At 72.4% G+C, this 11,923-nt stretch carries 11 protein-coding genes; 4 read left to right on the top strand and 7 right to left on the bottom strand.

Annotated features, from left to right (window positions below; genetic code table 11):
* Nucleotides 1-27 precede the first annotated feature (27 nt).
* From GA0070611_RS20000 to GA0070611_RS19985, 4 genes are all read right to left on the bottom strand, one after another.
* Entirely contained in the window at nt 28-861 is an 834-nt protein-coding gene (locus tag GA0070611_RS20000) for a carbohydrate ABC transporter permease (protein ID WP_091666537.1), read from the bottom strand.
* Complete coding sequence (locus GA0070611_RS19995; RefSeq protein ID WP_091666535.1) at nt 858-1,847, bottom strand: carbohydrate ABC transporter permease; 990 nt, start codon at nt 1,845-1,847, stop codon at nt 858-860. Before GA0070611_RS19995 ends, GA0070611_RS20000 begins: the two co-directional genes overlap by 4 nt.
* Nucleotides 1,848-1,920: 73 nt before the next feature.
* The gene (locus tag GA0070611_RS19990; RefSeq protein WP_091666533.1) at nt 1,921-3,231 is read right to left on the bottom strand and encodes an ABC transporter substrate-binding protein; all 1,311 of its coding nucleotides are present in this window, start codon (nt 3,229-3,231) and stop codon (nt 1,921-1,923) included.
* Between the two features lie 193 nt (nt 3,232-3,424).
* Nucleotides 3,425-4,180: a maleylpyruvate isomerase family mycothiol-dependent enzyme gene (locus GA0070611_RS19985; RefSeq protein ID WP_091666531.1), complete on the bottom strand. Its 756-nt coding sequence runs from the start codon at nt 4,178-4,180 to the stop codon at nt 3,425-3,427.
* A gap of 70 nt (nt 4,181-4,250) precedes the next feature.
* Between GA0070611_RS19985 and GA0070611_RS19980 the strand changes: the two genes are divergently transcribed.
* On the top strand, nt 4,251-5,342 hold the full coding sequence (locus tag GA0070611_RS19980) for a UDP-N-acetylmuramate dehydrogenase (protein ID WP_091666529.1): 1,092 nt from the start codon (nt 4,251-4,253) through the stop codon (nt 5,340-5,342).
* A 156-nt stretch (nt 5,343-5,498) separates the two neighbouring features.
* Here GA0070611_RS19980 and GA0070611_RS19975 read toward each other — a convergent pair whose 3' ends face one another.
* Nucleotides 5,499-6,281, bottom strand: coding sequence for a class I SAM-dependent methyltransferase (locus tag GA0070611_RS19975; protein WP_197675750.1), 783 nt, complete (start codon nt 6,279-6,281; stop codon nt 5,499-5,501).
* Nucleotides 6,282-6,342: 61 nt separating this feature from the next.
* Entirely contained in the window at nt 6,343-7,107 is a 765-nt protein-coding gene (locus tag GA0070611_RS19970) for an SDR family oxidoreductase (protein WP_091666524.1), read from the bottom strand.
* A 171-nt stretch (nt 7,108-7,278) separates the two neighbouring features.
* Between GA0070611_RS19970 and mshA the strand changes: the two genes are divergently transcribed.
* The 3 genes from mshA (at nt 7,279) to GA0070611_RS19955 (ending at nt 10,156) form a co-directional block, all read left to right on the top strand.
* Nucleotides 7,279-8,643 (top strand): D-inositol-3-phosphate glycosyltransferase, encoded by a 1,365-nt coding sequence (mshA, locus tag GA0070611_RS19965; protein WP_091666522.1) that lies wholly within the window; start codon nt 7,279-7,281, stop codon nt 8,641-8,643.
* Nucleotides 8,644-8,687: 44 nt separating this feature from the next.
* On the top strand, nt 8,688-9,221 hold the full coding sequence (locus tag GA0070611_RS19960; RefSeq protein WP_091666520.1) for a type III secretion system chaperone family protein: 534 nt from the start codon (nt 8,688-8,690) through the stop codon (nt 9,219-9,221).
* 77 nt (nt 9,222-9,298) lie between these two features.
* Nucleotides 9,299-10,156: a hypothetical protein gene (locus GA0070611_RS19955; RefSeq protein WP_091666518.1), complete on the top strand. Its 858-nt coding sequence runs from the start codon at nt 9,299-9,301 to the stop codon at nt 10,154-10,156.
* A 283-nt stretch (nt 10,157-10,439) separates the two neighbouring features.
* Here the strand turns inward: GA0070611_RS19955 and GA0070611_RS19950 are convergent, their stop codons facing one another.
* Nucleotides 10,440-11,753, bottom strand: a complete 1,314-nt coding sequence (locus GA0070611_RS19950) for an MFS transporter (protein ID WP_091673166.1) — start codon at nt 11,751-11,753, stop codon at nt 10,440-10,442.
* Nucleotides 11,754-11,923 lie beyond the last annotated feature (170 nt).

Below are 11,923 nucleotides of genomic sequence, written 5' to 3'. Positions count from 1 at the left end.
CTCGCAGACCCGGCTCACTCCTCGCGCTCACGCTTTGACCGCACCTTCCATGATGCCGCCGATGATCTGGCGGCCGAACACGATGAACACCAACAGCAGGGGAAGGGTGGCGATGGCCGTACCGGTGAACACCTGCGACATGTCCTGGTAGTACCCGTCGGACAGGGCCCGCAGCGACAGCTGCACGGTGGGGTTCTCCGGATCGTTGAGCACCGCGTACGGCCAGAGGAAGTCGTTCCAGGTGGTCATGAAGGTGAGCAGGCCGAGCACCGCCGCGGCCGGACGCAGCGCCGGCAGCACCACGTTCCAGTAGATCCGGGCGGTGTTGCAGCCGTCCATCCGGGCGGCCTCGATCAGCTCGGTGCTGACCGCCTGGCCCGCGTACTGGCGCATCATGAACACACCGAAGCCGGTGACCAGCGCCGGCACGATCACCGCCGGCAGCCGGTCGTTCCAGTTCAGCTTGGTCATCAGCATGTAGAGCGGGATGACGCCGAGCTGGGTGGGCACCATCATGGTGGCGACGATGACCAGCAGCAGCGCGTTGCGACCGCGGAACCGCAGCTTGGCGAAGGCGAAGCCGGCCAGGGTGGAGAAGAACACCACCGAGACGGTCACCGTGCCGGCCACGATCGCCGAGTTGATCAGACCGGTCAGGAAGTACGCGTCGGTGTTCTCGAACAGCCGGGCGATGTTGGCGCCCAGGTTGCCGCCGGGGGTGACCGGGGGCGGGACCTGGCCCATGGCGTCGCTGGTCCGGCTGGCCACCACGAACATCCAGTAGATCGGGAAGATCGACAGGAGGGCCGTGAGGGTCAGCGCCAGGTAGGTGAGCCGGCCGGCCGACCAGAGGCGGGTCATCGGGAGCCCTCCTTGCGGGCGCCGCCGCCGAGCCGGCGGAGGAGCAGGACGTTGATGGCCGCGACCACCGCGATCAGCGCGAAGAGCAGCCAGGCGATGGCCGAGCCGTAGCCGAAGTTGTAGTGCGGCGCGAAGGCGTTCTCGAACATGTACATGGTCACCGTCTGCGACTCGCGCAGCGGTCCACCCCGGATCGCGTTGGTGCCGGAGTTGAAGAGCCGGGGCTCGGTGAAGAGCTGGAGGCCGCCGATGGTGGAGATGATGACCGCGAAGACGATCGTCGGCTTGAGCAGCGGCACCGTGATCGACCAGAACTGCCGCGATCGACTCGCACCGTCGATCGAGGCGGACTCGTACAGGTCGCGGGGGATGGCCTGCATGGCGGCCAGGAAGATCAGTGCGTTGTAGCCGGTCCACCGCCAGTCGACCATCGTCGAGATGGCCACCCAGGAGGCGAACCTGTTCGCCTTCCAGTCGATGGCGCCGATGCCGATGTGGTCCAGCAGCCAGTTGATCATGCCGAACTCGCGCCCGAAGAGCACCGCGAAGACGATCGCCACCGCGGCCGTCGAGGTGACGTTCGGGATCAGCACCGCCATCCGCCACGTGGTCCGGGCGCGCAGCTGGCGGTTCAGCAGGTTGGCCAGCCAGAGGGCGGCGAGCAGCTGGGGAACCGTCGAGATGACGAAGATGCCGAGGGTGTTGACGACCGAGTGCCAGAAGTCCGGGTCGGCCAGGAGCTGGCTGTAGTTCTCGAAGCCGATGTAGGGGTGCTCGGCGCCGAGCAGGTCCCAGTCGTGCAGCGAGACCCAGAACGTGTAGATCAGGGGATAGACCCCGAAGACCCCGAAGAGCAGGAAGAACGGGGCGATGTACAGGTAGGGCGAGTACTTCGTGTCGAACCGGCTGAGCCGGATCAGGCGGCTGGGTTGGGCGGTACGGTGCGCCGGTCTGACCGGCGGGCGGGCGTCGAGCTGGACTGCCATGGCCCGTGACTCCTTTTCCGCCGTGCGGGCGGCACCCCGGCTCGCCGGGGCCCGCCCGCACGCCTGGCTCGGGTTACTTGGCAGCGGCCTTCTTGGCGTTCTCGACCGCGTCGGTCCAGCCCTGCGCCGGGTTGCGCTTACCCAGCTCGACGGTGCGGACCGCGTTCTCCACCTCGGTGCGGACGGCCTGGTTCTTCGGGCCCATGTAGACCGGCTTCAGGCTCTTGGCGCCAGCAGCGAAGATCTTGCCGACCGGGGCGTCGGAGAAGTACGCGTTCTTCGAGTCCACGATCGCCGGGTCGTCGAGCGCCTGCGGCGAGGACGGCAGCGGGCCCTTGGCCTTGAACGCGCCGATCTGACCCTTGGCGCTGGTCAGGAACTTGGTCAGCTCGATCGCCTCGGCCTGGTGCTTGCTCTGCTTCGGCACGGCCAGGAAGGAGCCGCCCCAGTTGCCGCCGCTACCGGGGATCTGCGCGATGTCCCACTTGCCCTTCGCGCCGGGGCCGGCGTTGCCCTCGATGACACCGGTCATCCAGGCCGGGCAGGCGATGGTGGCGAACTTCGACTGCTTGAACGCGGAGACCCACTCCTCCGACCAGGAGCCGTACTTGCCGGAGAGGTTGGCGTTGATGATGTTCACGGTGGTGTCGTACGCCTGCTTCACCGCGGGGTTGCTGTCCACGACCAGGTTGTTGCTGTTGTCGTAGTAGCTGTAGCCGGTGCTGTTGCCGGCGGCCTGCAGCAGGATGGTGTTGAAGGTGTTGGTCGCGCCGTCGAGGAAGGCCGCGCCGGTGTTCTTCGCCTTGAACTGGCCGCCGACCTTGATGTAGTCGTCCCAGGTGGGCCAGAGCTTGGAGACGGCCTCCCGGTCGGTCGGCAGGCCGGCCTTGGCGAACAGGTCCTTGCGGTAGCACATGGCCATGCCGCCGACGTCGGTGCCGAGGCCGATCAGCTGCTTGCCGTCGGCGGTGAGACCCTGGTTCCACTTCCAGTCGAGGAAGTTGCCCTTCAGGTCGGCCGCGCCGTGGTCGAGCAGGTTCACGAAGTTCTGCGGGTTCGCCTTGTACTCGGTGAGGAGGCCCTCCTCGATGGCGACCACGTCGCCCGCGCCCTTGCCGGCGGCGAGCCACTGGGTCAGCTTCGGCGAGTACTCGTCCAGGTTGCTGCCGGTGCCCCGCTCAACGATCTTCACGTTGGGGTGGCTGGCCATGTACTCCTTGTACAGCTCCTGGTAGCCGAACTGGCCGAAGACATCGACGGTGAGCGTGACCGGACCGTCGGCGGCCGGCTTGTCGTCGCCGCCGCCACAGGCGGTGGCGCCGAGCAGGGCGGTGGTGGCGACGAGGGCCACCGCAGCCAGGCGGCGGCGCGTGAAGGTAGCCATTCTTATCTGACCCCTCTGGTTTCGAACGGGTGGTGGAGGGTAGTTCCGAGAAGCTCAGAGAGCGCTCTCACGAAAGGGTGGTGCCTGTCACGTCCGCTGTCAAGAGAGCGCTCTCAGACCGTTATGAAAAGACGGAGAGCGGCCTCCCGTCGCGGGGGGAGGCCGCTCTCCGTACGGCGGTGCGGTGACCTGGTCAGCCCACCCGGAGGCCGCCCAGCAGGCCGCGGTCGCCGGCCACCCCGAGGGCGTCGAAGCTGATCCGGCCCATCAGCGCCAGCAGCAGGTCGCTGGCCGTGCCGGTCACCTGGGCGCGGGCGTTGTGGTCGTCGTGGTCCAGGATCGTCGCGGTGTCCAGCAGGGCCACCCCCTCGCCGCGCAGCCGCAGGTACCACTCCTGGGCGGCGTCGGTCGCGGTCAGCTGCACCACCCCGCGCCACTGCCCCGGGTTGACCCGCCGCCCGGCCGGCAGCCAGGTGTCCAGCACCTCGCTCACCCCGTCGGCCGCGAGCTTGGCCTCGATCGGCTCGCCGGCGCCGATGGCGAGCTGGGCGTCCCAGCGGTGCACCGCGGTCTCGTGCGCCAGCCGGCGCGGCCAGAAGCCCGCCTTCTTCGGCTGCGGCGCGAAGTTCCACGCCGGCGTCTCCGGGTCGAGGCCCTCCAGCAACGTGATGAGCCGGTCGTACTCCTGCCGGTACCACTGCGCCGGGGTCAGCCCGGCGGGCAGCTCCGGATCGTGCCGCTCCGGGCGGGCGGTGCCGCCGGCGGTCACCACCGTGCGGGCCCAGACGTAGACCCGGGTGAGGTGCAGCGCGAGGTCGGCGACCGTCCAGCCGGGACAGGACAGCACCGGTGTCTGCGGCGGCGCCTCGGCGACGGCGGCGGCGAAGGCGGGGCCCTCCGTCCGCAGCGCGCCGATCCAGAAGTCCTTCGTGGCGTGCAGTCTGCTCATCGCAATCCTCCCGGGGGTGACCGGGCCACCAGTGGGTGCCGCGGCTACCCCTCAGCCTAGGGTGAAAGGCGTGTCAGACGTCTACGCCGAACCGACGACCGGAGCCGGCCCGATCGACCCCGCCGCCCTGGCGCGCCACACCACGCTCCGCCTCGGTGGTGCCGCCCGCCGCCTGGAGACCGCCACCAGCACCGAGGAAATCGTACAAAAGGTACGGGAAGCGGAGGCCCGGGACGAGCCGGTCCTCGTCCTGGCCGGTGGCAGCAACGTGGTGATCGGCGACGCGGGCTTCCCCGGCACCGTCGTCCTGGTGCGCTCCCGGGGCTACCGGGTGGTCGCCGAGGACGCCGACACCGTCACCGTACGGGTCGAGGCCGGCGAGCCCTGGGACGACCTGGTCGCCGCCACCGTCGAGCACGGCTGGTCCGGGCTGGAGTGCCTCTCCGGCATCCCCGGCTCGGCCGGGGCCACCCCGATCCAGAACGTCGGGGCGTACGGCCAGGAGGTGGCCGACACGATCACGGCGGTCGAGGCGTACGACCGGACCCGGGGGGAGACCGTCCGGATCGCGGCCGCCGACTGCGGGTTCGCGTACCGGGGCAGCATCTTCAAGTACAGCGACCGCTGGGTGGTGCTCACCGTCGACTTCCGGCTCACCCGCTCCCCGCTCTCCGGCCCGGTGCGCTACGCCGAGCTGGCCCGCTCGCTCGGCGTCGAGGTGGGCGACCGGGTGCCGTTGGCCGACGCCCGGGCCACCGTGCTGCGGCTGCGGGCCGGCAAGGGCATGGTGCTCGACGCCGACGACCCGGACACCTGGTCGGTGGGCTCGTTCTTCACCAACCCGGTGCTGGACCGGGAGGCGTACGAGCTGCTCCGGGAGCGGGCCGGGGACCTCGGCGAGCCGCCGCACTGGCCGGGCGCGGGTGACGTGGTCAAGGTCAGCGCCGCCTGGCTCATCGACAAGGCCGGCTTCGGCAAGGGGTACGCCGGCCCCGACGGGGTGGCCATCTCCAGCAAGCACACCCTCGCCCTGACCAACCGCAGCGGCACCGCCCCCACCGCCGCCCTGGTCGCCCTGGCGAGGGAGATCCGCGACGGCGTCCACACCCGCTTCGGCGTCACCCTGCACCCCGAACCCGTCCTCATCAACTGCACCATCTGACCCCCCACCCCCCACCCCCCACCCCCCACCCCCCACCCCCCGCCCCGGTCCCGTCGATCATGAAGTTGGCGGCGGACAAATCGGGCGCTGAGTGCCGCTAACTTCATGATCGACGCATCGCACCGGTGGGTGGGCGGTGCTGGGGTGGGGAGGGGGTCAGGGGGTGGGGGCGATGGTGGGCCAGGGGAGGGTGAGTTCGCCGAGGCGCCAGCGGCGGGGGGTGTCCTGGAGGGGCCAGCCTGCCGCGTGGAGCGAGCGCACCGCGGCCAGCCAGCGTTGGCGGGGGCCGAAGGGGGCGTAACCGGCGGCGGCCTGCCAGGCGTCGTCGAGGGCCCGGATCAGGTCGTGGATCCGCTCGCCCGGCACGTTGCGGTGGATCAGCGCCTTGGGCAGCCGTTCGGCGAGCGTCGCAGGGCTCTCCAGCGTGGTCAGCTTCGCGGCGAGGGTCAGGCTGCGCGGACCGTCCGCGTCGAGCAGCACCCAGCTGCCGAGCCGGCCCAGCTCGTCGCAGGTGCCCTCGACCAGCAGCCCGCCCGGCGCGAGCCGCCCGGTGATCGCCCGCCACGCGTCGGGCACCTCGGGCTCGTCGTACTGGCGCAGCACGTTGAAGGCCCGGACCAGGGCGGGGCGGAGCCCGGCCAGCTCGAAGCCGCCCCGGGCGAACGTCAGGCCCGGCGGGTCCGCGGCCGGCTGGGCGCCGGCCACGCGTACCGGATCGATCTCCAGCCCGACCACCCGGACATCGGCGCGGACCCCGGCCGCCAGCCGGGCCCGCAACTCGACGGCGGTGACCGGGGTCGCGCCGTAGCCCAGGTCGACCACCAGCGGGTCGGCGGCCCCGCACAGCGCCTCGCCGCAGGTCTCGACGATCCAGTTGTCCACCCGCCGGAGCCGGTTCGGGTTCGTCGTCCCGCGCGTCACGACGCCCAGGGGCCGCATCAGGGCCCCCGACGTTCGCGACTGCGGGGCTCGCAGGACCGGTTCACTCCTCGCGCCTCGCCTAGCTCACCCGGTGGACCTTGTGCTGGGCGGCCTGGGCCAGCGGGCGGACCACCAGCCGGTCGACGTTCACGTGCTGCGGCCGGGTGGCGCACCAGGCGACGCAGTCGGCGATGTCGTCGGCGAGCAGCGGCTCGGCCACCCCGGCGTAGACGGCCGCCGCCTTGTCCGCGTCGCCGTCGAAGCGGACCAGGCCGAACTCCTCGGTGCGCACCATGCCCGGATCGATCTCGATGACCCGCACCGGGCGGCCGTTCAGCTCCAGCCGGAGCGTGCCGGCGACCGCGGTCTGCGCGTGCTTGGCCGCGGTGTAGCCCCCGCCGCCCTCGTAGACGACCTGGCCGGCGGTGGAACTGATGATCACGATGGTGCCCGCCCCCGAGGCCTCCAGCGCGGGCAGCAGCGCCTGGGTCACCCGGACCGTGCCGAGCACGTTCACCTCGTACATCCACTGCCAGTCGGCCACGTCGCCGGACTCCACCGGGTCCAGCCCGCGGGCCCCGCCGGCGTTGTTCACCAGCAGGGTGACCGGGCCGGGCGCGGCGGCGGCCGCGGCGGCCAGGCCGGCGACCGACTCGGCGGAGGTCACGTCGCACTCCACCGCGGTGGCCGCGCCGCCGGCCGCCTCGATCTCGGCGACCAGGCCGGCCAGCCGGTCGGTACGCCGCGCGGCGGCGAGCACGTGGAAACCCTCGGCGGCCAGCCGGCGGGCGGTGGCCGCGCCGATCCCGCTGGAGGCCCCGGTGACGATGGCGACAGAGGTCATCCGGCCATTCTCCCCCGGACCCTCCCCGGATGCGGTGATGAGGTCCGTCACGCCGGGGACCGGCCCGCACGCATTTCCGAAGCCCGATGGGGAAGATGACATCCGGCGCGGAGGTTGACCGAGAAGCGCCGGTCGTGCGGGACGGCATCAACCGTGACAGAGGGAGCGGACGTGGCGGAGTTGCACACCGGTGTCGGTCGTCAGCGAGGTGCCCTGCCGTGGCCCCGGCCCCGCCGGATCGCCACCGTCTCGGTGCACACCTCACCGCTGCACCAGCCCGGCACGGGCGACGCGGGCGGCATGAACGTCTACATCCTGGAGGTCGCCCGGCGGCTCGCCGAGGCCGACGTCGAGGTGGAGATCTTCACCCGGGCCACCTCCGGTGACCTGCCCCCGGTGGTCGAGATGGCCCCCGGCGTACACGTCCGGCACGTCACCTCCGGCCCGCTGGAAGGGCTGACCAAGGAGGAGCTGCCCGGGCAGCTCTGCGCGTTCACCGCCGGGGTGCTGCGGGCCGAGGCGGCCCGCCCGCCGGGCCACTACGACCTGATCCACTCGCACTACTGGCTCTCCGGCCAGGTCGGCTGGCTGGCCAAGGACCGCTGGGGCGTACCGCTGGTGCACACCGCGCACACCCTGGCGAAGGTCAAGAACGCCCAGCTCGCGGCCGGTGACCGGCCCGAGCCGAAGGCCCGGGTGATCGGCGAGGAGCAGGTGGTCGCCGAGGCCGACCGGCTGGTCGCCAACACCCGAGTCGAGGCCCGTGACCTGATCGACCGGTACGACGCCGACCCGGCCCGGGTGGCCGTGGTCGAGCCCGGCGTGGACCTGGACCGGTTCCGCCCGGCCCCCGGTGACCGGGACGCCGCCCGGCTCGCCGCCCGCCGCCGCCTCGGCCTGCCCACCGCCGGGTACGTGGTGGCCTTCGTCGGCCGGATCCAGCCGCTGAAGGCGCCCGACGTGCTGATCCGGGCGGTCGCCGCGCTGCGTGAGCGGGACCCGCTGCTCGCCGCCGAGCTGACCGTGGTGATCTGCGGCGGCCCCAGCGGCAGCGGGCTGGACCGGCCCACCGCCCTGATGGAACTGGCCGGTTCGCTGGGCGTCGCCGACCGGGTGCGGTTCCTGCCGCCGCAGACCGGCGACGACCTGCCCGCTCTGTACCGCGCCGCCGACCTGGTCGCGGTGCCCTCGTACAACGAGTCGTTCGGGCTGGTCGCGCTGGAGGCGCAGGCCTGCGGCACGCCGGTGCTGGCCGCCGCCGTGGGTGGCCTGGTCACCGCCGTCCGGGACGGGGTCAGCGGGATGCTCATCGACGGGCACGACCCGGTCGACTGGGCGGCCGCGCTGTCCCGCCTGCTGCCGGACCGGCTGCGCCGGGTGACGCTGGGCCGGGGCGCGGAGCGGCACGCCCGCAACTTCTCCTGGCACCGTACGGTCTCCGGCCTGCTCGCCGTCTACGGCGAGGCGATCGCCGAGCAGCGCAGCCGGTTGGCCGGCCGGCTCTCCGGCGACCCCGCCCTTTCCTGCTCCTGGTGAGCGGGAGCGGGCGGGCCCCGGAGCGCGACCGTAGAGTGGGTGCGATGAGCCGCAGGAGTGAGGTCGCCGCGCTGATCGAGTCCGTCTGCGCGGAGCGCGAGCTGGAGTGGGAGTCCACCGGCGAGCTGGCGTACGCGGTCACCCTGCCCGGCACGCACAAGCTCAAGACGATCTGCAACCTGATCGTCGGCGAGCACGCGCTGCGGGTCGAGGCGTTCGTGATGCGCCAGCCGGACGAGCGCCGCGAGGAGCTCTGGGCCTGGCTGCTCCAGCGCAACGCCCGGATGTACGGGGTGGCCTTCTCCATCGACACCGTCGGTGACGTCTACCTGACCGGGCGGGTCAACCTGGCCGGGGTGGACGCGGACGAGCTCGACCGGCTGCTCGGCTCGGTGCTGACGTACGCCGACGAGTCGTTCGACAGCATGCTGGAGATCGGCTTCGGCACTTCCATCCGGCGGGAGTGGGAGTGGCGGGTCAAGCGGGGCGAGTCCACCGCCAACCTGGCCGCCTTCGCGCACCTCTTCGAGCCCTCGGCGGGCGCCACTTCGAAGGCCGGAGGTTCGGAGCCGTCCTGACGGGTATGCCGCACCGCGCGGTGCGGCACCTGGGACCCATCGCGCGCCGAGGACGGAACTGTCGAGGAGCGTGTCCCATGGCTCAGCGCAACAGCTCAGGTCGCGGCACGACCGCGGCCAGGACCAAACGTCAGCCGGGCAACCAGACGGCGAACACGCCGAACATCTCCGAGTCCGAGATCTCCCGGATGAAGGTCGACGACCTGCGGGGCCAGCTGCGCCGGCGCGGGGTCGGCGGGATCTCCGCGATGCGCAAGCCGGAGCTGGTGAAGACGCTGGCCCGGACTCTGCGCGCCGAGGGCCGGGGCGGCGCGGCGCGGCGGAGCACCGGCCCGAGCGGCCGGGCGTCCGCGACGAAGAAGACCACCACCGCCCGCAGGACGACCGCCGCCCGCCGCAGCGCACCGTCGCGGGCCAAGGCCGCGCCGGCCGCCAAGGCCACCGGAGCTCGGGCCCGGGCCGCCGCGCCCGCCCGCAAGGCGACCACGGCCCGCAAGGCCGCGCCAGCCCGCAGGGCCGCGTCGTCGCGGGCCGCCCCGAGGGGTACGGCGGCCACGTCGACGCCGGTGCGGACCGGTCGGTCGTCGTCCCGGTCGGTGAGTTCGTCCCAGCAGATCACCTCCCTGGCGGACCGTCCGGAGCGTCCGGGGCGCAGCCTGGTGACCAGCAATCACGAGGTGATCCGGCGCTGGGCCCGGGCCCGGGGCGCGAAGCCGGCGACCATCGCGGGCACCGAGCGCGCGGGCCGGCCGGGAGTGCTGACCTTCAACATCCCCGGGTACCGGGAGAGCAGCCGGATCCGCGAGATCACCTGGGACGACTGGTTCCGCACCTTCGACGCCCGGCGGCTGAACCTGATCTACCAGGAGCAGTTGCGGGACGGACGGCAGAGCAACTTCTTCCGTACCGAGAACCCGAATCGGGAGGACGGCTGAGGTTTACGGGAATGGCTGACGGGGATCCGCTGTTGGCCAGTCCCGAGGCCGGGAGCAGGAGCAGCCGGATTTGCGACACCCGTGCTGTGACGGGCGAGACAGCGATCTGAGTTGAATCCGGAATCCTGGGCGAACTAACTTTATTGCACCGCGCCACGCTTGCAATCGTTCGGGGGAGCGGCGGATCGAGCAGATCCGCGCAGGCGAGGTGCGAAGGAACGGGTGGAGCACACCGTTGGGGGACGGTGCCACCCGGGGAACCGGCGGCGCGAGCGGGCGACGCTTACGGGGGTGAGGGTCGCCCGCCGCCGCCGGGCGTACGGTGCGAGCGCCCATTCCGACGGGGGTCGGGGTGGGCGCTCGGCACCGTTCTGGGCCCGGTCAGGGCGGCGACCCGCCGTTCCTGGGACGGCCCGGCCAGCAGGTGCCCGACCGCCGCGACCAGACCCAGCGCCCCCACCACCAGCCAGTGCCGGGACCCGAGGCGCTCCAGGCTCAGCCCGCCGAGCGCCGGCGCCACGAACGACGCCGCCGGGAACGTCAGGTAGAACACCGACTGGTAGCGGGCCCGCAGCTCCGGCGGGGCGAGATCCGCGTTGATCTGCGCGTTCGGTGGGGCGGCGAGCATCTGGCCGACCGTCCACACCACCGCCGCGCCCAGGTAGAGCGGCAGGCCGTCGGCGACCGCGAGCGCCCCGAACCCGAGCGCCATCAGCCCGGTGGAGACCGCCAGCACGGTCGCCTTCCGGTAGGGCGCGATCAGTCGGGGCACGAAGAGCTGCCCGACCACGATCAGCGCCCCGCCGAGCGCCACCACCAGCCCGTACGCGGAGGGACGCAGGCCGTCGGCGCGCATCGCCAGCGGCATGATCGTCGAGGTCTGCATGGTGAGCACGGCGAGTAGGAAGGTCAGCCCGACGAAGACCAGGAAGACCCGGTCGGTCAGCGCGGTGTGCAGCCCCGGCCGCCGGCCCACGGCGGCGGCGACGGTGACCGACCGGGTGCGCCGGTCGAGCGTCTCGGGGACCTTGAGCGCGATGACTCCGGCCGCGGCCAGGGTGGCCGCCGCGTCGACCAGGAAGAGCGCGAGGTAGCTCGCCTCGGCCAGCACCCCGGCCAGCAACGAGGCGATCGCCATGCCCAGGTTGAACGCCCAGAACTGGAGGTTGAACGCGCGGGCCCGGCGGTGCTCGGGCACCACGTCCACGATCGCCGCCACGAAGGCCGGTCCGGGCATCGAGTGCGCCACCCCGACCAGCGCGGCGAGCGCGGCGATCACCGTCAGGTCCCGGCTGACCGCCAGCGCCACCATCAACCCGGCCGCGCCTAGGTGGGCGGCGAGCAGGGTGCTCCGGCGGCCCCACCGGTCGGCGAGCACCCCACCGAGCAGCGTGCCCGCCGCCCCCCCGATCCCGTACGCCCCGACCACGAGCCCGGCCAGCGCGGCCGAGGCGCCCCGGGCGGCGGTCAGGTAGAGCGAGAGGAAGAGCAGGGCGAACGCGCCGGCCCGGTTGATCAGGAGGCCGGACCAGAGGTACCAGAAGGTGGCGGGGAGCCCGCCGGCCGTCCCGTCCCACCAGCGCCGCAGGCCGTGCAACCGGACCTCCATGAAGGTTTGTTAACAACTCCGCCGTCGACCGTAGGCGGCCGGCTCCATCTGCGCCAACGTGGCCCCCGTCACCGCGGCCGGGGTCACCTGCCTTTGTCCGGAGGGCGTCGTCGCGCCGCCAGGAAGGCGTGCGGCAGCGGCTACGAACTTGATGACGT

The sequence above is a fragment of the Micromonospora auratinigra genome (assembly GCF_900089595.1).
Classification (GTDB): Bacteria; Actinomycetota; Actinomycetes; order Mycobacteriales; family Micromonosporaceae; genus Micromonospora; species Micromonospora auratinigra.
Note: the sequence above shows the minus strand (reverse complement) of the source record. Positions and strands in the feature narration are given on the sequence as shown.